The following is a 23,503-nucleotide window of genomic DNA, read 5'->3' on the forward strand; positions in this document are numbered from 1 at the left end:
GTCTGGATCACTACGTTCCGGCGAATCGACGGGTGCAATGGCGCGAAATCAGTGTACCCAGTGGCCGCTACGCTGGCGCGGCGGCGTGCTGTCGTCGTCCTTGCTTTCGGGCACCGGCTGCACCATCGCTTCCACTTCTGCCTCGGTGGCGGGCTTGGCCTGCCAGTACTGATTCACTGCACCCAGCACGGCGGGTACCTGCGACAGGCATTCGTCGTATTCGTCGTCGCTGAGTTTTTCGAACTCGGTGTCCGCGCTGAGAATGCCTTCGTCCACCGCCAGCGCCATCACCGGGCCGAGCAATTCCATCAGCTGTGGATCTTCAGACAGCCGGTTTTCCCACAGGCTGGCGCGCAGGTCGATGCCGCGGCTGAAGCCCTCGCACCAGCCGGCGGCGGAAAGCATCGGCCCGGTTTCCAGCTCGACTTCGCCAAGAATCGGTTCGTAGGCGTCGACGTCAAGTTCGGCGCTGATCGAATCGTTGAGCTTGGCCAGCAGGGCGAGCACGCGATTGCCTTCGTCCTCGTCGGCAAAGGGCTCGTGCAGAACTTCAGGCAGCCACTCCTCCGGCAGCACCAGCAGCGGGCCAACGGCGAGCGCGCTCAGCAAGCCGTGCACGCCGTCGAGCAACAGATCACCCTCGCCAGTGTGGGCGCGCAGGTAGCGGTCCAGCTCGTCCAGTTCGTTATCGTCCAGCGAGCTGGGCCATTCGGTCTTTGTCGTCATTTCGTATCCAGTTCCAGCAGCACCGGCGTGTGGTCGGAGGGGCGCTCCCAGCGTCGCGGTTCGCGGTCGATGGTGGCGGCCTTCGCTATCGATTTCAGAGTATCGCTGATGAGGATCAGGTCAATACGCAGGCCAAGATTGCGGCGGAATCCGGCCTGCCGGTAATCCCACCAGCTGAAATGGCCGGCGTCGGCTTCGAACAGGCGAAAGCTGTCGTGCAGGCCCAGCGCGGTGATCGCCTGCAGCCCGGCGCGCTCCGGCGGCGAGCACAGAATGTCCTCTCCCCACGCAATCGGGTCGTAGACATCGCGATCGTCCGGGCAGATATTGAAATCGCCCAGCACGATCAGTTGGGGATGACGCACCAGTTCGTCTTCGAGAAAATCTCGCACCTTCGCCAGCCAATCCAGTTTGTAGGCGTATTTCTCGTCGCCGACGGCCTTGCCGTTGACGACATAGAGATCGACCACGCGCAGGTCGCCGACGGTGGCGGCCAGAATCCGCCGCTGCGGATCATCCAGCCCCGGAATGTCGGTGACGATATCGCTGGGTGCGCCGCAGGTTTGCTCGCGGGTCAGAATCGCCACACCGTTATAGGTTTTCTGCCCGGAAAATACCGCGCGATAGCCGACCGCTGCCAGCTCATCGACCGGAAACTTGCCGTCTTCCAGCTTGGTTTCCTGCAGCGCCACGATGTCCGGCTGCGCGTCGGCCAGCCATTGGGTCAGATGAGGCAGACGCACCTTCAGCGAGTTGACGTTCCATGAAGCGATTTTCATGGCCGTATTGTAAGCGAAGGACTGAAGCGCGCCTTACCGGCCCTGTCTGTTTCGTCAGACGGTGGCGCGGCGAATTTGAAAACGGCGTACCCCATTGCGCACCGTTCCAAAGGCTCTGGCTGATTGCCGAAAGGCGCGGCGGCAGCACTGGAGCCCAGAAAACTGCGGAGCGAAGCCGCCAAACGGGGCTAATTCGCGCTATTTGAGGTCAAAACTGGCGAAACGCCGGAATTACGGTGTATGCTGGGCAAGCAAGACCTCGGGAAAACCTCAAGGTTCCTGCTCATACTGCGGTAAAGTGCTATTCGCTCCGAGCCGCAAACCATCACTGCTTCAAAGGTAATGTTACATGTCGGATCGTCAGAGCGGTACAGTCAAGTGGTTCAACGACGCCAAAGGTTTTGGCTTCATCACGCCGGAAAGCGGTGATGACCTGTTCGTGCATTTCCGCGCGATCCAGGGCACGGGCTTCAAGTCCCTGCAGGAAGGTCAGCGCGTCACGTTCGTAGTCACCAAGGGCCAGAAAGGCCTGCAGGCTGAAGAAGTCCAGGTTGCCTAAGTCCTTCGGACTTGAGTGATTTGAAAAGCCCGCTTCGGCGGGCTTTTTTTCGTCTGGATGAAAGCCGGCCGCCAAGGCTCGGCTCGCGGCCAACGCCGTGACGGATGATCGACATCACGTCAAACCGTGACTGCGCAACAGCGCCTCCGGCTGCGGCTTGCGGCCGCGGAAGGCGATAAAGCTTTCCAGCGCCGGGCGACTGGCGCCGACGGACAACACTTCCCGGCGGAAGTGATCGCCGGTGGCGCGGTGAATGGCACTGCCACCTTTCTCCGCCTGTTCCTCGAACGCACCGAAGGCGTCGGCAGACAGCAGCTCGGCCCACAAATAGCTGTAATAGCCTGCGGCATAACCACCGGCGAACACGTGACTGAAACCGTGCGGAAAGCGTTGCCATGCGGGCGGATAGAGTACGGCAACCTGCTTGCGCACCTCGTCCAGCACGCCCATCGTGCGGGCGCCTTCGGCCGGGTCGTATTCCAGATGCAGGGTGAAATCGAACAACGCGAATTCGAGCTGACGCACCAGGAACAGGCCGGCCTGGAAATAGCGCGCAGCGAGCATGCGCTCGAACAGTTCGTCGGGCAGCCGTTCGCCCGTTTCGTAGTGGCGGGCAAACAGGTCCAGCGCCTCGCGGTTCCAACCGAAGTTTTCCATGAATTGGCTGGGCAACTCGACCGCATCCCACTCGACACCATCGATGCCACCGATCGAAGGCAGGGCGATTTCGGTGAGCAGGTGATGCAGCCCGTGGCCGAATTCGTGGAACAGCGTGAGCACATCGTCGTGGGTGAGCAGTGCGGGCTTGCCGCCGGTCGGCGGTGGGAAGTTGCAGGTGAGAAACGCTACCGGCAACTGCCGCTGTTCACCATCGTCGAAGCGGGCGCGGCAGACGTCCATCCACGCACCACCACGCTTGCCATTGCGGGCGTAAAGATCGATGTAGGCCCCCGCAAACACGCGGCCATCGGCATCGCGCACATCGTAGTAGCGCACGTCAGGATTCCACACATCGACATCGTCGCGCACTGCCAGTGTGATTCCGTAAAGCTTGCTGGTGAGCTCGAACAGCCCATCGATGACCGCCGGCAGCGGAAAGTATGGCTTGAGCTGTTCCTCGTCCAGCGCAAACTGCTGCTGGCGCAGCTTTTCGGAGGCATAGCCAACGTCCCAGGGTTCGAGATTTTCAAGCTTCAGATCGTTGCGGGCGAATTCGCGCAGGGTGGCCAGCTCATGCTGCGCTATGGGCTTGGCGCGTGCGACCAGATCGTGCAGAAATTCCATCACCTCGGTCGGCGAAGCGGCCATCTTGGTGGCCAGCGATTCCTCTGCCGCATTACGGAAGCCGATCAGCTGAGCTGACTCGTGGCGCAGCGCCATGATCTTTTCGATGCGTTCGGAGTTGTCGAACTTGCCGGCATTCGGGCCCTGATCCGAAGCGCGCGTCTGGTAGGCCCAGTACACACGCTCGCGCAGGCCTCGATTGTCGGCATAGCCGAGCACCGCCTGCACGCTGGGTTGTTTCAGCGTGACCAGATAACCGGTGAGCTTCTGGTCCTCGGCGTACTGACGCAATACCGCGCGACCGGATTCGGGGATGCCGGCCAGATCGCGTTCGTCGGTTACGTGTTCTTGCCACGCTTCGCTGGCGTCCAGCACCGCGTTGGAGAATTCGGTGGAGAGTTTGGACAACTCGACGCCGATCTCGCGATAGCGCGAGCGCGCCGGTTCCTCCAGCGCCACGCCGGAAAGCTTGAAGTCACGCAGTGAATGCTCGACCAACGCCCGTTCGGGTGTTGGGAGTTGGGCGAAATCCGGTGCGTCGGCCAGCGCCTGCACCGCCGCGTAGAGTTCGCGGTTCTGGCCCAGTTCGATGGCGTGGTCGGTGAGCTTCTCTTCGGCCGGTCCGTAGACCTTGCGCAACGCTTCGCTGTCGGCCACAGAATGCAGATGGCCAACCGGCGCCCAGGCGCGGGAAAGCCGCTGTTCCAGCCGCTCCTGGGTCAGCATCACGGTGGCGAAATCGCGTGGTGCATCGGGCGCGGTCAGCGCAGCGATATCGTCACGATAGTCGGCCAGTAGTGCATCGATCGCCGGTTCGACGTGCTCGGGAAGAATCCGGGAAAACGCCGGCAGGGTATCGTCGGCGAGCAGCGGGTTGGCCTGGTTCATGCGCATCTCATGCAAGTTTCCTCAAGACCTGCAGCGTGGCGACGACAGCGCGTGAAATCAAGCACAACAAAGCCGCACGCAGTGCACCGGATGATTGAATAACGCACGCCGCTGAGCCCCCGGTTGCGCCGTATTGTCATGATTGGCCCCGTAACATCCTCGCCATGTGGCGAACGGATGTCAGACAACTGTTGCAAGCCAGCACCATGTTCGCGCAGCTGCCGCCAGCAGCGCTGCAGGCGTTGGGTGATGAGCTGGTGTGGTTCGGCCTGCCCGGCGGGCGACCGCTGTTCAAACCGGGCGAACCGGCCGACGCGCTGTATCTGGTAAAAAGCGGCAGCCTCGGCGTGTTCGACAGCCCCAGCGTGTTGCGGCATCTGGTGAGCGCCGGGGAAAGCGTCGGCGAGATCAGCCTGCTGGGTGGCGAGACACGCGAACGCATGGTCCGCGCGTTGCGTGACAGCGAGTTGTTGCGACTCGATCGAGCTGCGTTCGAGCGCGTACTGGGGATGCATCCGCAGGCGCTGCTGGGTGTGGCGCGCACGGCCATCGAGCGTCTGCAGCGGCGCGAGCGCGGTGAAGAAGCACCGGGCCTGCCACGTACCTTTGCCGTGCTGCCACTGGATGGTGGTGTGCCCGTCCGCGCGCTGACCATGCAGCTGATGATGGCGCTGGAAAGCTACGGCAACTGTCTGGTGATCGACGCCGAACTGGGTCGCGGACGCGGTAGCGACTGGTTTGCCGCGCACGAGGCGCAGCACCGATTCGTGATCTATCTGGACGTGCCGCATGGCGATAGATCCAACAAGAGCTGGCCCGACGACGACCTCTGGCGCGAGCGCTGCCTGCGCCAGGCCGATGTGCTGCTGCTGCCGGCACTGGCCGCACAGCCGGCACGCGATTGGCCGACCATGATGCCGGTGCATGCGGCTCGCGTGCGACATCGGCCACGGCATCTGATCCTGCTGCACGCGGGCCATCAGGTGGCGCTGGGCGCGGCGCAGCGCTGGCGTGCCGTATTCAGCGGCGAGCTGCAGCATCACCATATCTGCGGCCACACCGACATCGTGCGGTTGGCGCGACTGGTCAGCGGCCACGGCCGCGGACTGGTGCTGGCCGGCGGCGGCGCACGCGGGCTGGCCCATCTGGGCGCGCTGCGTGCACTGCGTGAAGCAGGGCATGCGTTCGATGCCGTGGGTGGCACCAGCATCGGCGCGATCCTCGGCGCCGGCGTGGCAAACGGCTGGGATATCGAGACGATGACCGAGATCTTTCGGCGCGCCTTCGTCGAAGGACGCCCGCTGTCGGACTGGACGGTGCCGCTGCTGGCGCTGACCCGCGGCCACCACGCCTCGCGCATGCTGCGTCGCACGTTCGGCGTACTGGATATCGAAGATCTGCATCTGCCCTACTTCTGCGTGTCGACCCGGTTATCCGGCGGCGGACAGGCGGTACACCGGCACGGGCCGCTGTGGCTGTGGCTGCGTGCGTCCAGCGCGATACCCGGCGTGCTGCCGCCGGTGCTTCAAAAGGGCGAAGTGCATGTCGATGGTGCGCTGGTCAACAACCTGCCCACCGACGTGATGGCTGCCGACGGCATCGCGCACATCACCGCGCTGGACGTACAGGCCGATATTGCGCTGCGAACCAATGTCGAGGAATCGTCCAGCCCACCGTGGTGGCGAGTGTTGCTGCAAAACAAAACGGTGCGGCGACCGGGACTGGTTTCCACCCTGGTCCGCGCCGGCATGGTCAACGGCGAGGAAGCCAGCTTGCGCCGTCGCGCACAGGCCCAGCTGCTGTTCACGCCGCCACTGGACCATATCGGCATGCTCGATTGGAAGGACTGGCAGCGCGCGATCGACTCTGGCTACCGGCATGCGATCGAGGTGCTGGAAGCGGGCACGAAGTCGGCAAAAGAAACACCGTACAACGAATAACCGCGGTAATGGCGCATCGCCGATCGGCACGACGCGAGTCGCTTAGAATGGGCCAATGAACTCCTTACGCAAATACAAAGGCATTTCGCCGACGCTCGGCGAACGCGTCTACGTTGATCCCGCCGCGACCGTGATCGGTGACGTGATACTCGGTGACGACGTATCGATCTGGCCTGGCGTGGTACTGCGCGGCGATGTGCATTACATCCGCGTCGGTGCACGCAGCAATGTGCAGGACGGCACCATCGTGCATGTCACCCACGACGGCCCGTATTCGCCTGGCGGCTTCCCGACTATCATTGGCGAGGACGTGACCGTGGGTCACGGCGCCGTGATCCATGCCTGCACGATCGAGGACTTCTGTCTGATCGGCATGGGCTCCACCGTGCTCGACGGCGCCACGATAAAAAAATACGGCTTCGTCGGTGCCGGCAGCGTGATTCCGCCAGGCAAGGTCGTCGGCGAGCGCGAGCTGTGGCTGGGCAATCCGGCCAAGTTCGTGCGGCTGCTCAGCGACACGCAGATCGAGCAGCTGCATTACTCGGCTGACCACTACGTGCGGCTGAAAGACGAGTATCTGGCCGCCAGCTGATGCCTGTGCACCGCGTACTGTTTCTGTGCAGTCGCAACCGGCTGCGCAGCCCAACCGCCGAGCAGGTATTTACGGCATGGCCGAATGTGGAAACCAATAATATGGAAACCGATCGGCCGGCCTCGCCGACGACGCGGACACGCTGCTGTCGGTAGAACAGCTTGATTGGGCGAACCTGATTCTCGTGATGGAATCGGCGCATCGCCGACGCTTGCTGATGCGCCATCGCACGCGTCTGAAAGGCAAACGCATCGTGGTGCTGGATATTCGCGACGACTACGCCTTCATGCAACCCGAGCTGGTCGAACTGCTATTGCGCAAGGCAGGGCCGCTGCTGCGCTGAACAGGCAACGCCGGTATGGAAAACCGTTCGAAAAAGCAGCTAGCGCGTACTTTCAGATTGCGCCTGGATCACAGCGGCTTGCGCTTCATGCTCACGCGTCATGACCATGCGCTGCGCGCTGAGCTTGCTGCCCAACAGCGCCAGCTTGTAATTGTTGCTGTCGTAGTCGCGCAGCAGGGAAAGCTCTCGCTGCGCCTCGTCGACATCGCGCGCATTGATGGCGCGCTCCACATCGTTGCAGGCGTCCGCGAAAAGCGCACTCAGGTGGTCCGGTACCATCGGGTTGTGTGGATCGAGCTGGAGCACGCTGAGGTAGAACTCGTACGCATTGCTCCCCGCAGGCGCCACCAGCCGGTGTTCGCTCACTGCCGCTTTCGCCAGACCCAACAGGATGTCCTCGCCGCCGGCATTGGTCGTTGCGGCGGATGCGTCGGACGAATCCGGTTTGGCCGTGCCCGTCGTATGGACGTACCAGCCGATGCCTCCCGCCACGAGAATCAGAACGAAAGCAGCGGCAAAAAAGAGTCCGCGTCGAGACGGCGCAGCAGAAACAGAAAAAGGCATGAGACTCGCGCATTAATCGTACCGCGCGCGAAGACACCCGGAGCCGGGCGCTTTGGCGGAAGCGGTCGTCACCATAAACGCGCCATATGTCAGCGCCGTGACGGAGCATTGAGCGCGGACTATGACCTTGGCCGCCAAAAGACGGCGAAGGTCATGGTTATCGGCTCGCGATCATTACCAGCCGAGCACCGCATTGCCGTTCTCCGGCGATCCATCCGGATGAGTGAACCAGAACAGGCGATTCTGCTGCCCCGGGCAACCGGTGCCAGTGGCGTAGCTCGACACCGCACCACTGAAGCTGCCGACATCGGTGCGGTAGCAGCCACCCAGGGAATCATTGAACGCGAAAGTCTGCGTGCTCTGCTGATTGCTGTGCGAGGTGAGGTTGCCGCTGGCGTCAAAGGCCAGCGTGTCATCACTATCGACCGTATTGCTGACCTTGGCCGAATATAGCGTGATGCCGAACAGCTGGTGCGCAAGGTTTTTTTCATCGCCCTGATGCGCGACTGTGGCCAGCGTGAAACTGCCATCGGCCGCAATCACTTCGTTGACATCCAGGTGCAGCGGGTAGCGCACGTGCTCGCTGTACTTGCCGGTCACGAATCCGCCGACCGTGCTCTGACTGACGCCGTCGGACGAAGTCTGCTGATCGGTCACCTGGCGATAGGTTGTGGCGTTGATGGTGAAGGTCTGGATGTCGCCAAAGCCCACCGTCTGATCCACGGTACTGTCCACGCGACCGTGTGAAGTGTTGGCATAACCAGCAATGATGAAATGCCGGCTGAGTTGGGTGGTAATCGCACCGGTGATATTGCCGGAGGAGTCCGTGGTGAGCGTGTCGCCGATCGTCGGCGTGGGCGGCTGGCCGACCAGCGTGTTGCGCTCGATCTGGCCGGTGACCGTTTTCGCATGCGGATCGAGATAGAGCAGCAGGCTGGCGGTGGCCGAGAAATAATTGTTGGCGCCAGCCACGTTCACCGCGACTTGATGCGCCGCGCCGTTGCTCAGCACACCCGCGAACGGTGTGAGATCGACCCGGTACGGCATGAAGTTCAGTGTCTGCACACCAGTCGTGGGCCGCCACAGGTACGGATCAATGCCGCCGCTGTAGATCCACGGATACACCGGCGCCACGCCGGCAGGCTGACCGTCAATACTGATTTCCGCTTCACGGAAATTGCCGCCGCCGCATTCCTGTACTTCAGCCGCATACTGGTCTGGCACGCAGGTGTACCAGAACTCGTCAGCATTCTGGCTCTGCACAAACACGTCGAGATAAGCACGCTCGACATTGGTCGGCAGGCTCAGTGACTTGCTCAACTGGCTGGTCGGGGTCGCCAGCGAAACCGTGTTGCCGACGGGATCACTGCCAAGCGGGACCACGGTATCGGGCGCATGCGCCGCGGGTGCCAGTATTGAGGCGGGATAAAACAGCAGCCGTGCGCTGCCGTAAATGACACCGGTATATGTGCTGTTGACCACATTGCCGATGAGCGCCTGGCCGTTACCGGCCTGACGCAACAGCGCGCTGTAGTCGGTGAGGTCGCGCTCGACGTGCCAGCTTGGCGCCACCGTGGACGATGGTTCTTCGGTGGTACCGAAATAAAGATTCACCCCGCCCAACCACAGCGTGGCAGTGCGATCGAACTGGCGCCCGGCAGTCACCGAGAAATCCGCCTCCAGCACCACCTTTGACCAGCGCGTGCCGCAGCCGGCGGGCGGCGCATAGGCGTAGGGCCGCGGGTTGAAATCGTTGAACGCCACGCCGCTGAAAAGCTGCACCGCGCAAGGTGTGCCCGGTGGCCGCGGCACGGTGGGATCAGCCACGGTGACATTGGTCGAGCCGACCGGACTGGTGCTCGATGGCGCTTTGTTGGTCGCCGTATTGCCGGCGGCCGCAGCAAAGGCACTACCGGCCAGCCCAAGGGCCAATCCAGCGGTCAGTACAACGCGACGATGAAAGAACCCTTTCGGCAACATGCGTGAATCCCCGCGAGTGGTACCCCTGTTGGGGAAAAGTAGCACACCCATGCAGCGCAAGAACCAGCACGCCGCGCACTTTTCAACACATCAACCGTGCGCTCAGTCGCCAGCGGTGGCGGCTTCCAGGGCCGTCAGCCACGCCATCGCGTGCTGGCGGTCGCGGCCGCACATCACCGGCTCGGGTTGCAGGCTGGCGCAAACGGCCGGCCGACGAGGATCACCGAAAATCGCGCAGCGGTTGTCTGTGGTGAGCTGTACACAGCGAACACCGGCCGGCTTGCCATGGAGCATGCCGGGGATTGGTGAGCTGATCGAAGGCGCAATGCAGCAGGCCCCGCAGCCAGCGCGGCAGGACAATCCACTCACGCGGTTTGCCGACGCAGCGACTGATATACCGGCTCAGTCCGCGGCCGCTGGCCGTGCCACAGCGCGAAGGCATCGGCGGCGGTTTCCAGAAGCATGCCAAGGCCATCGAACGCGTCGCGTGCGCCGGCGTTTTTCGCCCAATCCAGAAAACCTGCCGCCGCCGCGCCGTAGGAAAGGTCATAGCCAATCGTGTGATCAGCGACCAGCGAGGATGGCAACTGCAGGGCAGCGCCGTGCACACCAGCCGACGTCGCGTGAACGATCAGGTCGACGCTGTCGAGGTCGGCCAGTTGCCGCCACTCTTGCGACTGTACGCGGGCCGGATCGCCGATCGCATCGGCCAGCGAATCGGCGGATTCGCGTGAACGGTTGACGATGAGGAGCGTGCGCACGCCGGCGTCGAGCAGATTCCACGCCACGCCATGTGCCGCACCACCGGCGCCCAGCATCAGCACTGTTTGGTCGCGTAATGTCATGCCATGACGTTCGATCATGTCACGGACCATGCCGGCGCCGTCGGTGTTGTGTGCGGCCAGACGACCATCCGGAAGACGTGTCAGCACGTTGGCCGTGCCGGCGCGGGTCGCGGCCTCGCTGCGCTCATCGGCCAGCGCAAAGGCCGTGGCCTTGTGCGGCAGGGTGACATTGGCGCCATAGCCGCCGTCCGCGAAAAACTGCCGCACGGCGGTGCTGAAATCGGCGGGCGCGGCGTCGATGGCGCGGTATTCCAGTGAAATACCGAACTGCTCGGCAAACGCGCGGTGGATCGTCGGCGACACACTGTGCTTGATGGGGTGGCCGAAGACGGCGAAGGAAAGGGCAGGCATGCAGGTGTCCGGAACACTCGTTTTGTCGCCGGGCTCGGCGTCAGGACGATCATTCTACTAGCGATCAATTTGGTGACGATTGCCCGGCGACAAAGAATGCCAGTGGCGCGTTGGCGTTTCCGAAAATCGCCGCTGACGAGTCGCAGCCCGTGAGATACGCACGTCGGAAGCTGCAGTCATCCGAAACCGAAGGAGCCGGCCCATGCGCGCACAACCCATTACCGACAGCCGTCATCAAGAAGCCCGCTACCACCAGCGCCTGTTCGGCGCGGCCGGGCTGTGGCTGCTGGGCGGCTGCTTTCTGCTGATCACCACGCTGGTACCGGTTTACACGGAGTTGTTGGGCTGGACGCCGGTATTCTGGTTGGTCGCCGCGCCATTCATCGTACTGCTGGCTGTGGAACCATCGCTGCCACGCCAGCTTCTCGCACTGCGCCGACCGCGCCAGCCATCGCTGCGCATGGTGATGTGGCACTGAGAGATGATGGATTGATACCTGACGCCATGCCTTCGGAACCTAGCTTGTGATGCCCTGCCGCTTGCGCTCCATCCGGCGCAGGAACTCGCCCATGATCTGCAGGTAAAGCGCGTCGCCGAGATGGGCATCTTCGACGCCGGCATCGATCGACGGGTTGTCGTTGACCTCGATCACCACCGGTTTGTTGCCGACCTGCTTCAGATCGACGCCGTAGAGGCCGTCGCCAATCGGCTGGGTGGCTTTCAGCGCCAGCTTCACCACGTCGGCCGGCGCGTCGTTCACCGCGATGGTCTCGAAACCGCCGCTCTTCGCGGTGCCCTTGGCACCATGGTTGTAGATCTGCCAGTGACCGCGCGACATGTAGTACTTGCAGGCAAACAACGGCTCATGATTCAGCACGCCGATGCGCCAGTCGAACTCGGTGTAGAGGTATTCCTGCGCCAGCAGCAGGGCGCTGTGCTGGAACAATTCGCCGGCGGCTTTTCCCAGCGCTTCTTCACTCTGCACTTTCACTACGCCGCGCGAGAACGAACCGTCCGGAATTTTCAGCACCAGCGGAAAACCTAGCTTGGCGACCACTTCCTTCATGCCCTTGGCATCATCGCGATAGAGGATTTCGGTGCGCGGCACCGCGAGCTTGCGCGAGACCATCAGGTCGTTGAGGAAGATCTTGTTGGTGCAGCGCAGGATCGAGGTGGGGTCGTCCATCACCACCATGCCTTCCTTCTCGGCGCGATGGGCAAAGCGGTAGGTGTGGTTGTCGCTGGCAGTGGTTTCACGGATGAACAAGCCGTCGTATTCGGCCAGGCGCTGGTAATCGTTCTTGCCGATCATGTCGACTTCGATGCCAAGCTGTTTGCCCGCAGCGACGAACGCCTTCAACGCCTTTCTGTTCGACGGCGGCATCATCTCCTTGGTGTCGACCAGCATTGCGATGTCGTAGCGATACAGCTTGCGCGCGCGCGGCTTGCGCCACAGTTTGCGCGAAAAGCGATCGAGTTCTTCGGCGAACGCGTCTTCCTGCGCGTCGTCCAGCGTATGCAGACCCACCGGCTTGATAGAACTAACCTGCCACACGCGGTCGCGCTCGAACTCGATGCGCATCAGCGGGCAGGGAAAGGTTTCAAACACCTGCCGCGCTAGGTCCTGCAATGCCGGATAAGCGGTTTCACCGAAGTAGACCAGAATGCCCAGATCCGTGGTGTCGCGACCGCCGGCGGGCAGAAAGTGCGTGAGCTTCTGGTTCAGATCGTCGATGTCCACGCCGTACAGCGAGCGGCGGCGCAGGTCGTTGACCGTGCGCACCGACGGCATCACCTTGTGTCCGCGCGCCTCGGCCAGCAGCGACACGTAATAGCCGGTGCCGAGGTATTTGTAACTGCGGCACAAGTTAATGACGTGGGTGCGTTCATCGTCGTTACCGATCGGCTCGCGCAGGTAGTCCATCGCGCTCATCACGTCGACAGACGGGTAGTACGAAGCCCAATCGGAGGCTTTTTCGACAACGATGACCAGACGGGTCATGACACCACTCAGGCAATGCGGTTGGAGCAGATTGCCCAGCGGTGGCGGGGCGCGATACGCACGGCGCGCAGTTTGGCACAGGGCCGGCACCGAACAAGTCAAAGCGCTGAAGCGGGATTAAACGCGATCGGCATCAGATCGCGAACCAATGAAAAATACACGCCACGAATGCCGCCGGCTGTTAGAGTCCGCGCGGTCCGAAGGGCTGTTGGATTTGCCTGCCCGTTTACTGCGTCACTCATTCACTGCGGGACTTCGACTCCATGGCATCCGGATTCACTTCCATTCACCGTCAGCCGCCGATCGCCTTGCAGAGCGTGCGGCACCGGGATCCAGCAAGCATGCGTCCATCCCCTGCCACTGCCAGCGTGCGCGTCCGCCGCGCCGAGACGTCTGACCTCGACGATCTGGTGACGCTGGAAGACCGCACCTTCGATAGCGACCGCATGACCCGCGATCAGTACCGCCGTCACCTCGACAGCGACTCCGCGCTGGTGCTGGTCGCCAGTGCCAACCATCGCCGATTTCTCGGCACCGCCGTGGTGTTTTTCCGCAAAGGCAGCAGCGTGGCACGCCTGTATTCACTGGCCAGCCAACCCGAGTCGCGCGGCAAGGGTGTGGGCACCGCACTGGTCGAAGCCACTGAGGCCGCGGCCCGTCAGCGGCGCTGTCGTACCCTGCGTCTCGAAGTACGCACCGACAACATCAGTGCCATGAAGCTCTACGAACGCCTCGGCTATCAGCGCATCGCTTCATTGCCGCGCTTCTATCAGGACGGCGCCGATGGCTGGCGGTATGAAAAGGCGCTGGACTGATCAAGTCGCCGGCGAGAACTTGAAGCTTCCGCACCTGCAACAACGATGCCTGCAACAACGATCAGCCCCCAAACGGTTGCCCGATCTTCTGCTGCGTCGCCTCATCCGGCCGCGCCACCAGCGCACCGGTGCGCATCAGGCTCACCGTGTAGTGGCCCTGGTCGACCAGCGGCAGGAACGCGCCGCTGCCGTAGAGGGTGTCGACCTCGGGAAGCCAGTCGGGATACTGCTTGTGCAGATCGAGCAGATCGAAGCCGTCGTCGGCATGGTCGAAGCTGATGACGGTGCGCGGTGCGCTGGCCTCCTGGGTGGCATCGTCATAGCGGCCGGACAGGCGATCGAGCCGGTACAGCGGCGGCACGCCCGACAGCAGAGCTGGCAGCTTCCACTTCAACACGATGGCTTCGATGTTCCAATCGTCGCCGGCAACCTGCACCTGCCGCGTGCTGCCATCAGGCCAGGTCAACGTAAGCGCCCAACGCTGCGGTGAAAGGATATGCGCGTCGATATCCACCACCGGCGTCTCTTCGCTGAGCAGGCGATACCCGCGCAGCGCGTAGCCGGTGCCGCCAAGCAGCAACGCCAACGCGAAAAAAATCAGACAAAGCAGGGCTCGCCACATCGCAGCGAGCCGCCGACCACCGTGCAAATGCTGCCGCAGCACGACCAGTTGCACCAGGGTAATCAGCAGGAAAACCGCCGCCAGCACCAACAGCACGGTCATTGGCATGCGCAGCCATGTGCTCCAATCCATCGTGAAATCCCTCGCCGCGCGGGCGTAACGTGATTCGCGCATCATAAACGGCATGACCGCGCGATGCTGCGATGAGTTAACCGCGCATCGCTATACTGCGGGTCTCTACAGGAAATCTCGTCATGCGCCGACCGCTCCCGCTGAATTTGCTTTTGCTGACCTTGTCTTGTCTCGCAGCCAGCACGCTCGCCGGCTGCGGTCAGAAAGGTCCGTTGTATCTGCCGCCGGCAACCAAGCCAGCACCGGCATCGAGTACCACGGTAAAGCCCAAGCCGGCCATCGATGCGGACAGCCTGGTGCCTGACAACCAACGGCCGGATAGCACGCAATACTGAGCGGGCGCCGATCATGAAGTTGCGCTTTTCGAAGATGCACGGCATCGGCAACGACTTTGTGGTGCTGGATTGCCGACACACACCGTTTGCGCTGAATCCCGCGCAGATCCGTGCCTTGGCCGATCGCCATACTGGCGTCGGCTTCGATCAGTTGATCAGCATCGAACCTAGTCGCGAGTCCGGCTGCGCGTTCTATTACGGCATCTGGAACACCGATGGTTCAGCCGCGCGGCAATGCGGCAACGGCGTCCGCTGCGTGGCTGCATGGCTGCATCGCGCCAATGCGTTGCCCATCGGCGACACCGTACGGCTGCAAAGCCCTTCGGGGCCCGTCACCGTTCGTCTGCTTGCGGCTGACCGGGTGTCGGTGGACATGGGTGAGCCGGTATTCGAACCGGCGCACATTCCGTTCGAGGCAGAGCACGTCGCCGACCGTTACACCATTGAGGTCGACGGGCAGACACTGGATATCGGCGCCGTGTCGATGGGCAATCCGCATGCGGTGGTTACCGTCGAGGCGCTCCCTGCGCGCGACATGATGAGTCAGGCACCAGCCATCACCACGCACCCGCGTTTTGCCGAAGGAGCCAATACCGATTACGTGCAGATCATCGATCGCGGCCATTTGCGCCTCAACGTGCATGAGCGCGGCGTCGGCTGGACCCAGGCTTGCGGCACCGGTGCCTGCGCCGCCATGGCCGTGCTGCATCAGCGCGGCGACGTGGATGACAGCGTGCAAGTGAGCTTGCCCGGCGGCACGCTGCAGATCGACTGGGCTGGCCCCGGCCAGCCGCTGTGGATGAGCGGCTCGGCAACCTTTGTGTTTGAAGGTGAGTGGTTCGTCGACGCGACTTCTTTGCCGTGATCTTTCCGGTACGGCGTGAACGCCATTTCGAGCTGCTATATCAAACCCGCAGTTGAAGCCGGAGCCGGTCCATCGCACACTGATCAGGCAAACGCGCTTTTCTGCGCACCCCGCTTCTGCTTCGAGGTACCCAGCGCATGACCGCAACCCTGCTCGATGACGCTACCCAGGCGCGCGTTGTCGCGTCCTATCTGAAGCTGCATCCGGAATTTCTCAGCGACTATCCCGAGCTGGCGGCGCAGTTGAAGATGCCGCACGAAAAAGGCCCGGTTGCATCGCTGGCCACCTATCAACTGCAGAGCCTGCGCGAAAAGAACGCCGAACTCGAACGCCGTCTGGCCGAACTGATCGCGATTGCCGCCGAGAACGAAAAGCTGATGGAGCGCGTGCACGCGCTCACCGTGGCGTTGCTGCGGGCCAACACCATCGAAGTGACCGCGCGCAGCGTGGTGGCCAAACTCACCGCCGATTTCCACACCGACCAGGTGCGCCTGGTGCTGTTCGCCAGCGAACCGCCGCTGCCGCGCGCCGACTGGCTGATACAGGTGGCCGGTCCCGATGCGCTGCCGGAATTCAGCGACTTTCTGCATCAGAACGAGCCCGTGTCCGGACGGCTGTCGATCGAACGGATCGAACGGCTGTTTGGCAGCGCCGCCGCGGAAACCCGCTCGGTAGCGATGATGCGTTTGGGTGATGCCGGCATGTTGGCGATCGGCAGCAACGACCCGGATCGTTTCCAGCCAGGCATGGGCAATCTGTTTCTGAAAATGATTGCCGCCACGATCACCGCCGCGCTGGCGCGCTCGCGGGACGTTTCCTGAGTCGGCAGTGACGCCCGAACGCCAGATCAATGACTGGCTCGGCCGCCTGGCCAGCGAGCGCCAGGCTTCGCCGCATACGGTCTCTGGCTACCGTCGCGATCTGGCCAAGCTGCTGCGTTTCATGCAGGACAACGCGATCGGGACGTTCGATGCGCTGGACGCCAACCGCATGCGCACCTTCGTCGCCACCGAACATCGCGGCAGCAAGGGCAGGGAGGGCCTCGCGCCGAAGAGCCTGCAGCGGCTGCTCTCGTCCTGTCGCAGCCTGTTTCGCCAACTCACGCGCGAAGGCCAGCTCAGCCACGATCCGATGCTCGGCGTACGCGGCCCCAAGGTGCGGCGCAAGCTGCCGCAGGTGCTGGATGTCGACGAGGCCAGCGCCCTGGTGGAAACCGACAGCGGCGGCAAGCTGGCCGTGCGCGATCGCGCCATGCTGGAGCTGTTCTATTCCAGCGGGCTGCGCCTGTCCGAGCTGGTCGGCCTGCGCTGGCTCGATCTCGATCTCGATGGCGGCGAAGTACGCGTGCTCGGCAAGGGCAGCAAGACGCGCATCGTGCCGGTTGGCCGTCATGCCGTCACCGCGCTGCGCGCGCTTGGTGCGGAAGAAGGCATGGTCGCCGAGAGCGCTATTTTCCGCGGCCGCGGCGGTGCACCGATCAATCCGCGCACGATCCAGTTGCGCATGAAAACGCTGGCGCTGCAGCAGGGCATCCCCAAACATATCCATCCGCATCTGCTGCGGCATACCTTTGCCAGCCACATGCTGGAATCCTCCGGCGACCTGCGTGCGGTGCAGGAACTGCTTGGTCACGCCGATATCGCGACCACCCAAATCTATACGCACCTCGATTTCCAGCACCTGTCCAAGGTTTACGACGCGGCGCATCCGCGGGCCAAAAGCAAGCCCTGACAGACCTTTGGGTGCATTTGGCCCAGCCATTCCCATGGCGTAGACATTGAAGCAAGGGCTGGCGGCCCCATCTCGGCGGTTCAGGCAAACAAGCGGAGCGCTCATGGAATCGTTTCACGCCACCACCATCGTCTGCGTACGTCGCGAAGGCCGCGTCGTCATCGGCAGCGACGGTCAGGTCACGCTGGGCAACACGGTAATGAAGGGCAATGCGCGCAAGGTGCGCCGGCTCGGCAAGGCGGCTGACGTGGTCGCCGGATTTGCTGGCGCCACCGCTGACGCGTTCACCCTGTTCGAGCTGTTCGAGCAGAAGCTCGAAAAACACAACAACAACCTCACCCGTGCCGCCGTGGAAATGGCCAAGGAATGGCGCACCGATCGCCGCTTCGGCCGGCTCGAAGCGATGCTGGCGGTCGCCGACAAGGACGCCTCGCTGCTGATTTCCGGCAACGGCGACGTGGTGGAACCGGAGCACGGGCTTATCGCCATCGGCTCCGGCGGCCCGTTCGCGCAATCGGCCGCGCTGGCTCTGCTGGAAAACACCGATCTGGACGCGCGTACGGTTGTCGAGAAAGCGCTGAAGATTGCCGGCGACATCTGCATCTATACCAATCACAACGTCAGCATCGAAGAGCTTTAGGAGGGACGAGTGCGAGGGTACCGATCTACCGCTCCGCTCACCTCTATCCACTAAAGCACGCAGACGGTTTAGCGCCGTTGCTATTTATCCCCTTTGGGGGATTCGCCCCTCATTCCTGGTCCAGCCATGTCCGAACTCACTCCCCGCGAAATCGTCAATGAACTCGACCGCTTCATCATTGGCCAGAACGACGCCAAGCGAGCGGTGGCCGTGGCGCTGCGCAGCCGTTGGCGACGCATGCAGCTGGCGCCGGAAATGCGCAATGAAGTCACGCCGAAAAACATCTTGATGATCGGCCCGACCGGCGTCGGCAAGACTGAGATCGCGCGTCGATTGGCCACGCTGGCCAATGCTCCGTTCGTCAAGGTGGAAGCGACCAAGTTCACCGAGGTCGGCTATGTGGGCAAGGATGTCGAATCAATCATCCGCGACCTCGCTGACGTCGCGTACAAGCTGACCCGCGAGCAGGCGGTGAAGCGTGTGCGCACGCTGGCCGAGGATCGCGCCGAGGACCGCATCCTCGACGCGCTGCTGCCGCGCCGGCAGTCCGCGCCAACCGACTGGAGTCACGATGCACCGGCACCAGCGATCGAAAACGACACGCGCCAGAAGCTACGCAAGCAACTGCGCGAAGGCGCGCTGGACGAACGCGAGATCGAACTGGATTTCGCTATGAATGTCGGCGTGGAAATCATGTCGCCGCCGGGCATGGAGGAAATGGGCGCGCAGCTGCGGCAGATGTTCCAGAACGTCGGCGGCGCCAAGACCCAGCAGCGCAAGCTGGCGATCAAGGTGGCGCGGCCGATGCTGGTCGACGAGGAAGCCGGCAAGCTGCTCAACGACGATGAAATCCGCTCGCTGGCGATGGAAGCAGCTGAGCAGAACGGCATCGTCTTCATCGACGAGATCGACAAGGTCGCCCAGCGCGGCGACCACGGCCACGCCGGTGTCAGCCGCGAGGGCGTGCAGCGCGATCTGCTGCCGCTGGTGGAGGGCTCCACCGTGTCGACCAAATACGGCCCGATCAAGACCGACCATATGCTGTTTATCGCCTCGGGTGCGTTTTCGCTGGCGAAACCGTCCGATCTGATTCCCGAACTGCAGGGCCGCTTGCCGATTCGTGTGGAGCTGTCGGCGCTCAGCGTCGATGACTTCAAGCGCATCCTGCGCGAGCCGCACAACGCGCTGACCAAGCAATACGTTGCCCTGTTGGGAACCGAGGGGGTGACGCTGGAATTTGTCGACAGCGGCATCGACCGCCTGGCCGAAGTGGCGTTCCAGGTCAACGAGCGCACCGAAAATATCGGCGCACGACGGCTGCATACGGTGATGGAGCGCCTGCTGGAAAAGATTTCCTACGAGGCCGCCGACAAATCCGGCGAGCATTACCTGATCGACGCCGAGCATGTGGACAAGAGCTTGGCCAGCCTGGTGCAGAACGAGGACCTCAGCCGCTACATACTGTGATTTCACGTCCCGTATCGCAAGTTCTTGTGCTTTCGGCCATCCCTAACAAGCTGTTCGGCCCGATCTGGTAAAATCATGCCCGTGAGCAACATCATTGAACTCAAAACCACCGGCCAGCGCGCCCAGTTGCGCGAAGCGCAGCAGAATCAGACGCTGATCCGGCTGTGGCGCGAAGACCTCGAACATGGCAGCTTTTGCGGCTACGTGGGCGGCGTCGGGCAGGAATTCTTCCTGCTCTGGGTGGTCGGCGACGGCATTACCTACGACGGCATGTACATCATGCGCCACCGCGACGTTTCCGAGCTGGAAGCGCCGGACAAGCACCACATCTTTTTCGAGAAGGCGTTGGCGCTGAAGCACATCCTGCCGCGACCGCCGCGCGGCTTTCCGCTGGACAACATCCGCGAAGTGATCCAGGCCGCGGGCGCACAGGCACCGGTGATCGGCGTGCATGTGGACAGCGAGGACGAATCCGAAGTCTGCTATATCGGCCGCCTGGCCAGTGTCGATGAGGACGGTTTCTACATGCAGGAGCTGAGCCCCGACGCGGAATGGATGCGCGAGGTGTCATTCTTCGGCTGGGATGAGGTGTCCACCGTCAGTATCGAAGACAGCTACGCACAGTCGCTGCTGGCCGTGGCCGGCGCGGCACCGCCGCTGGAACAGAGCGATACAGGCGTCGGCCGCGTCTGATCTGAAGTCTTCGTCCGCGCGGAATCGCAACACGACCCACTAAACGCCTGCCGCTCAACGCGGCGGGCGCTTTCGTTTCTGCAAACCGCGAATGGCGCTGTGCGTTCACTCGGAATTTTCATGGGAGCGCATCCAATCAAGGTTTGCGCGCACCGCCCGGTGTCCGCGTTTTCAAACTTCGCGGAGATCGCCCATGAGCAAGAAGAAAGTCGCCGACATCATCATCGAGACGCTGCAAGAAGCGGGTGTGCAGCGCTGTTACGGCATCGTTGGCGACACGCTCAACCACATCACCGATGCAATCCGCCGCAGCAATATCGAATGGGTACACATGCGGCATGAGGAAGCCGGCGCCATGGCCGCCGGTGGCGAGGCGCTGATCACGGGACGACTCACCGCCTGTGCCGGCACCTGCGGTCCCGGCAGCCTGCATTTCATCAACGGCCTGTTCGAGGCGCACCGCAACCGCGCGCCGGTGGTGCTGATCGCGACCCAGGTCGCCACCAGCGAGATGGGTATGGATTTCCCGCAGGAAGTGGATCTGAAACCGATCTACGACACTTGTAGCCACTTCTGTGCGTATATCCATTCGCCGGCACAGGCACGCCGCGTCACTGCGCTGGCGGCACAGGCCGCGCTCAACAAGCGTGGCGCAGCGGTGATCATCGTGCCGGGCGATATCAGCCAGATGGAAGTCGAAGACGGTCTCGCCTTCCGCCCACACCAGCCGCATCCGGTGCTGCGACCCTCCGATGCCGAGCTTAATGAGATCGCCGCGGTGATCAACGCCGGCAAACGCGTCACGCTTTACTGTGGCTCCGGCTGCGAGGGCGCCGAGCAGGAAATCGTCGCGTTGGCCGAAAAGATCAAGGCGCCGGTAGCGCATACCTCGCGCGCCAAGGACTTCATCGAGCCTTACAACCCGTACAACATGGGCATGACCGGCATTCTCGGCGTGGAGTCGGGTTTCCGTGCGCTGGATGCCTGCGACACACTGCTCCTGCTCGGTGCCGATTTCGCCTGGAGCCAGTTCTATCCCAACGAAGCCAAGCTGATCCAGATCGACAGCGACGCCACGCATCTGGGCCGACGCCATCCCGTTGATATTGGTGTGGTCGGCCACATCAAGGACACCATCGAAGCATTGCTGCCGCGCCTGCACCCGCGTGAGGAGCATGCGTTCCTGCGCAACAGCCTCAAGCATCGCGAAGCCACGCTCAAGCAGATCGCCGAGGAGGAGCACCCCGGCACGGATGGCCTGATCCACCCGCAATACCTCACGAAACTGATCGACCGGCACGCCGACGACGATGCCATATTCACCGCCGATGGCGGTAGCCCAATGGTCTGGCTGCTGCGCCATATCACCAACAGCGGCAAACGCCGCACGTTGACCAGCCTGGTCCACGGCACCATGGCCAACGCCATGCCGGAAGCACTCGGCATCAAAAAAGCGTTACCGGCTCGACAGGTGATCTCGCTCAGCGGCGATGGCGGCATCAGCATGCTGCTGGGTGACCTGCTCACCGCCGTGCAGGAAAACATTCCAATCAAGGTGATCGTTTACAACAACAGCTCGCTCGGCTTCGTCGAGATGGAGCAGAAAGTCGAAGGCCTGCTGGATGCGTTCACCGAACTGAAAAATCCGGACTTCGCCAAACTGGCCGAGGTGATCGGTTTCTATGGCCGCCGGGTGGATGATGCCTCGACACTGGAGGAGGCCGTGCGAGATGTACTGTCGCAACCTGGCCCTGCCCTGCTCGACGTCAAGGTCAACCGCTACGAGCTGGTTATGCCGCCGAAAATCGAAGTAGGTCAAGTGCTGCACACGGCGCTTTATTCGGCCAAGGCGATCATCGCCGGTCGTGGCAAGGAAGTTGAAGAACTGGTGCGCACCAACTTCCTCGATTGACCCAACAAAACCGACGGCGCTCTATCGAAGTGTCGTCGGCTTGCATCACGCGTTACTTCCTCAAAGCACCCTGACCAAACATGTGCTTGCGCGCTTCTTCATCGGTGGCAAGATCCGTCTTGCCCTTGATCGTATCGGCCAGGGCGTACGCCCGCTTGGTGGCATCACGATCACGGATATGCTCGAACCACGCCTTAAGGTTCGGAAAATCGTTCAGCGACATGCCCTGCGCCTCGTACGGCACGATCCATGGATAGGCGGCCATATCGGCGATCGTGTAATCCTTGCCGGCGATGAAGGCACGTCCCTCCAGTCGCTTGTCCAGCACGCCGTAGAGGCGTCGCGTTTCGTTGACGTAGCGGTCGATCGCGTAGGGGATCTTCTCCGGCGCATAACGATTGAAGTGATGGTTCTGACCCAGTATGGGGCCCAGCCCACCGACCTGCCAGAACAGCCACTCGGTAACGACATAACGTTCGCGCACCTGTGTTGGCGAAAATTTGCCGGTCTTCTCGGCGAGGTACTGCAGGATCGCGCCGGATTCGAAAATGCTCAGCGATTCGCCGCCACCGAGTGGATCAGTATCGACCATGGCGGGCATCTTGTTGTTCGGTGAAATCTTCAGATACGCCGGCGCGAACTGCTCGCCCTTGCCGATATTCACTGGCTTGATTTCATAAGGCACATCCGCCTCTTCCAGAAACATCGTGATCTTGTGGCCATTTGGCGTCGGCCAGTAATGCAGTTCGATCATGGAAAATCCTCGGGCAAGCAGCAGGGGGAGTGAAACCTCCGGATGAATATGAGCCATGCACCGATAAGACTTTGCGAAGAAAGGTCGCGGCGTCGTCAACCCGCAGCAAGTACCTCGCGTTGATCGACGTGTTGCCAACGCTTGATACCCAACTGGAGATATCACCATGAAGTTTGCCAGCCGTCTCGCCCTGCTCGGTCTTGCCGTCAGCATCGGCGCTGCCAGTACCGCCTATGCAGCGCCGTTTCAGGACATGCCGCCACCCGGAGACAACACCACCACCGCACCAGGGCAGCATGCCATGCCCGATCCACAAAAGCAGACCGAGCGACTGACCCGCAAGCTGCAGCTGACGCCGGATCAGGCCACCAAGATCGAGGCGATCCTGCAGAATCGTCAGCAGCAAATGCAGCAAATGCGGGCCGATGCATCGAGCTCACCGCATGATCAGCATCAAAAAATGCGCGCGCTCAAGCAGGATACCGACAGTCAGATCGAGGCGATCCTCAACGACAGCCAGCGCCAGCAGTATCAGCAGATGCAGCAGGAAGCCATGCAGCATCGACGTGACAACAAACAGGGTTCGCCCGGCGCAGGTGGCGGGGATGACGGCGGCAACCCCTCAGCAGCAGGAACCTGACGTTGAAGTGATAGCTGCCTGGATAGTCAACGCGGCCCGCAAGC

The 23,503-nt window shown here is 62.3% G+C and carries 24 protein-coding genes and 1 pseudogene; 15 read left to right on the forward strand and 10 right to left on the reverse strand.

Annotation, left to right across the window (positions count from 1 at the left end; genetic code table 11):
• Positions 1 to 48 precede the first annotated feature (48 nt).
• Positions 49 to 726: a YecA family protein gene (locus HDE79_RS00400; protein WP_184599958.1), complete on the reverse strand. Its 678-nt coding sequence runs from the start codon at positions 724 to 726 to the stop codon at positions 49 to 51.
• The gene (gene xth / locus HDE79_RS00405) at positions 723 to 1,505 is read right to left on the reverse strand and encodes an exodeoxyribonuclease III (RefSeq protein ID WP_184599959.1); all 783 of its coding nucleotides are present in this window, start codon (positions 1,503 to 1,505) and stop codon (positions 723 to 725) included. The genes HDE79_RS00400 and xth overlap by 4 nt, the downstream gene beginning before the upstream one ends.
• A gap of 349 nt (positions 1,506 to 1,854) precedes the next feature.
• Here xth and HDE79_RS00410 point away from each other — a divergent pair, with 349 nt between their 5' ends.
• Positions 1,855 to 2,064, forward strand: coding sequence for a cold-shock protein (locus tag HDE79_RS00410; RefSeq protein ID WP_007809889.1), 210 nt, complete (start codon positions 1,855 to 1,857; stop codon positions 2,062 to 2,064).
• Between the two features lie 114 nt (positions 2,065 to 2,178).
• Here the strand turns inward: HDE79_RS00410 and HDE79_RS00415 are convergent, their stop codons facing one another.
• Positions 2,179 to 4,236: a M3 family metallopeptidase gene (locus tag HDE79_RS00415; RefSeq protein ID WP_184599960.1), complete on the reverse strand. Its 2,058-nt coding sequence runs from the start codon at positions 4,234 to 4,236 to the stop codon at positions 2,179 to 2,181.
• Positions 4,237 to 4,442: 206 nt separating this feature from the next.
• On the opposite strand from HDE79_RS00415, the gene HDE79_RS00420 reads away from it, so the two are divergent.
• From HDE79_RS00420 to HDE79_RS00430, 3 genes and pseudogenes are all read left to right on the forward strand, one after another.
• Positions 4,443 to 6,176, forward strand: coding sequence for a patatin-like phospholipase family protein (locus HDE79_RS00420; protein ID WP_255488196.1), 1,734 nt, complete (start codon positions 4,443 to 4,445; stop codon positions 6,174 to 6,176).
• A 55-nt stretch (positions 6,177 to 6,231) separates the two neighbouring features.
• On the forward strand, positions 6,232 to 6,768 hold the full coding sequence (locus tag HDE79_RS00425) for a gamma carbonic anhydrase family protein (protein ID WP_184599962.1): 537 nt from the start codon (positions 6,232 to 6,234) through the stop codon (positions 6,766 to 6,768).
• Positions 6,768 to 7,111 (forward strand): annotated as a pseudogene (locus tag HDE79_RS00430) (phosphotyrosine protein phosphatase). Before HDE79_RS00425 ends, HDE79_RS00430 begins: the two are co-directional and overlap by 1 nt.
• A gap of 39 nt (positions 7,112 to 7,150) precedes the next feature.
• Here HDE79_RS00430 and HDE79_RS00435 read toward each other — a convergent pair.
• The 4 genes from HDE79_RS00435 to aroE all read right to left on the reverse strand — a co-directional run bounded on the left by HDE79_RS00435 (position 7,151) and on the right by aroE (position 10,851).
• On the reverse strand, positions 7,151 to 7,675 hold the full coding sequence (locus HDE79_RS00435) for a hypothetical protein (RefSeq protein WP_184599963.1): 525 nt from the start codon (positions 7,673 to 7,675) through the stop codon (positions 7,151 to 7,153).
• A gap of 174 nt (positions 7,676 to 7,849) precedes the next feature.
• A complete protein-coding gene (locus tag HDE79_RS00440) occupies positions 7,850 to 9,655 on the reverse strand; it encodes a peptide-N4-asparagine amidase (RefSeq protein WP_184599964.1) in 1,806 nt (601 codons plus the stop codon).
• Positions 9,656 to 9,757: 102 nt separating this feature from the next.
• Positions 9,758 to 10,024 carry a YkgJ family cysteine cluster protein gene (locus HDE79_RS00445; RefSeq protein ID WP_184599965.1) on the reverse strand — a complete coding sequence of 89 codons (267 nt, stop codon included), beginning with the start codon at positions 10,022 to 10,024 and terminating at the stop codon, positions 9,758 to 9,760.
• A complete protein-coding gene (gene aroE / locus HDE79_RS00450) occupies positions 10,021 to 10,851 on the reverse strand; it encodes a shikimate dehydrogenase (RefSeq protein WP_184599966.1) in 831 nt (276 codons plus the stop codon). Before aroE ends, HDE79_RS00445 begins: the two co-directional genes overlap by 4 nt.
• Positions 10,852 to 11,053: 202 nt before the next feature.
• Here aroE and HDE79_RS00455 point away from each other — a divergent pair, with 202 nt between their 5' ends.
• Positions 11,054 to 11,329 carry a hypothetical protein gene (locus HDE79_RS00455; protein WP_184599967.1) on the forward strand — a complete coding sequence of 92 codons (276 nt, stop codon included), beginning with the start codon at positions 11,054 to 11,056 and terminating at the stop codon, positions 11,327 to 11,329.
• A 39-nt stretch (positions 11,330 to 11,368) separates the two neighbouring features.
• Here HDE79_RS00455 and HDE79_RS00460 read toward each other — a convergent pair whose 3' ends face one another.
• Positions 11,369 to 12,853, reverse strand: a complete 1,485-nt coding sequence (locus HDE79_RS00460) for a RimK family protein (protein WP_184599968.1) — start codon at positions 12,851 to 12,853, stop codon at positions 11,369 to 11,371.
• Positions 12,854 to 13,194: 341 nt separating this feature from the next.
• On the opposite strand from HDE79_RS00460, the gene HDE79_RS00465 reads away from it, so the two are divergent.
• Complete coding sequence (locus HDE79_RS00465; protein ID WP_184599969.1) at positions 13,195 to 13,668, forward strand: GNAT family N-acetyltransferase; 474 nt, start codon at positions 13,195 to 13,197, stop codon at positions 13,666 to 13,668.
• A gap of 61 nt (positions 13,669 to 13,729) precedes the next feature.
• On the opposite strand, the gene HDE79_RS00470 is transcribed toward HDE79_RS00465, so the two are convergent.
• The gene (locus HDE79_RS00470) at positions 13,730 to 14,422 is read right to left on the reverse strand and encodes a hypothetical protein (RefSeq protein ID WP_184599970.1); all 693 of its coding nucleotides are present in this window, start codon (positions 14,420 to 14,422) and stop codon (positions 13,730 to 13,732) included.
• A 122-nt stretch (positions 14,423 to 14,544) separates the two neighbouring features.
• Between HDE79_RS00470 and HDE79_RS00475 the strand changes: the two genes are divergently transcribed.
• The 8 genes from HDE79_RS00475 to HDE79_RS00510 all read left to right on the forward strand — a co-directional run bounded on the left by HDE79_RS00475 (position 14,545) and on the right by HDE79_RS00510 (position 22,065).
• On the forward strand, positions 14,545 to 14,757 hold the full coding sequence (locus tag HDE79_RS00475) for a lipoprotein (RefSeq protein ID WP_184599971.1): 213 nt from the start codon (positions 14,545 to 14,547) through the stop codon (positions 14,755 to 14,757).
• A 13-nt stretch (positions 14,758 to 14,770) separates the two neighbouring features.
• On the forward strand, positions 14,771 to 15,622 hold the full coding sequence (gene dapF / locus HDE79_RS00480; RefSeq protein ID WP_184599972.1) for a diaminopimelate epimerase: 852 nt from the start codon (positions 14,771 to 14,773) through the stop codon (positions 15,620 to 15,622).
• 137 nt (positions 15,623 to 15,759) lie between these two features.
• Entirely contained in the window at positions 15,760 to 16,443 is a 684-nt protein-coding gene (locus tag HDE79_RS00485; RefSeq protein ID WP_184599973.1) for a DUF484 family protein, read from the forward strand.
• A gap of 7 nt (positions 16,444 to 16,450) precedes the next feature.
• The gene (locus HDE79_RS00490; RefSeq protein ID WP_184599974.1) at positions 16,451 to 17,353 is read left to right on the forward strand and encodes a tyrosine recombinase XerC; all 903 of its coding nucleotides are present in this window, start codon (positions 16,451 to 16,453) and stop codon (positions 17,351 to 17,353) included.
• Between the two features lie 103 nt (positions 17,354 to 17,456).
• A complete protein-coding gene (hslV, locus tag HDE79_RS00495) occupies positions 17,457 to 17,993 on the forward strand; it encodes an ATP-dependent protease subunit HslV (RefSeq protein WP_184599975.1) in 537 nt (178 codons plus the stop codon).
• Between the two features lie 126 nt (positions 17,994 to 18,119).
• Positions 18,120 to 19,460, forward strand: a complete 1,341-nt coding sequence (hslU, locus tag HDE79_RS00500; RefSeq protein ID WP_184599976.1) for an ATP-dependent protease ATPase subunit HslU — start codon at positions 18,120 to 18,122, stop codon at positions 19,458 to 19,460.
• A gap of 81 nt (positions 19,461 to 19,541) precedes the next feature.
• Positions 19,542 to 20,153, forward strand: a complete 612-nt coding sequence (locus HDE79_RS00505) for a hypothetical protein (protein ID WP_184599977.1) — start codon at positions 19,542 to 19,544, stop codon at positions 20,151 to 20,153.
• A gap of 193 nt (positions 20,154 to 20,346) precedes the next feature.
• Positions 20,347 to 22,065 (forward strand): thiamine pyrophosphate-dependent enzyme, encoded by a 1,719-nt coding sequence (locus HDE79_RS00510; protein WP_184599978.1) that lies wholly within the window; start codon positions 20,347 to 20,349, stop codon positions 22,063 to 22,065.
• Positions 22,066 to 22,117: 52 nt separating this feature from the next.
• On the opposite strand, the gene HDE79_RS00515 is transcribed toward HDE79_RS00510, so the two are convergent.
• On the reverse strand, positions 22,118 to 22,819 hold the full coding sequence (locus HDE79_RS00515) for a glutathione S-transferase N-terminal domain-containing protein (protein WP_184599979.1): 702 nt from the start codon (positions 22,817 to 22,819) through the stop codon (positions 22,118 to 22,120).
• Between the two features lie 166 nt (positions 22,820 to 22,985).
• Between HDE79_RS00515 and HDE79_RS00520 the strand changes: the two genes are divergently transcribed.
• Positions 22,986 to 23,459 (forward strand): hypothetical protein, encoded by a 474-nt coding sequence (locus HDE79_RS00520; protein ID WP_184599980.1) that lies wholly within the window; start codon positions 22,986 to 22,988, stop codon positions 23,457 to 23,459.
• Positions 23,460 to 23,503 lie beyond the last annotated feature (44 nt).

The organism is Rhodanobacter sp. MP1X3, assembly GCF_014207165.1.
In the GTDB taxonomy this organism is placed as follows: domain Bacteria; phylum Pseudomonadota; class Gammaproteobacteria; order Xanthomonadales; family Rhodanobacteraceae; genus Rhodanobacter.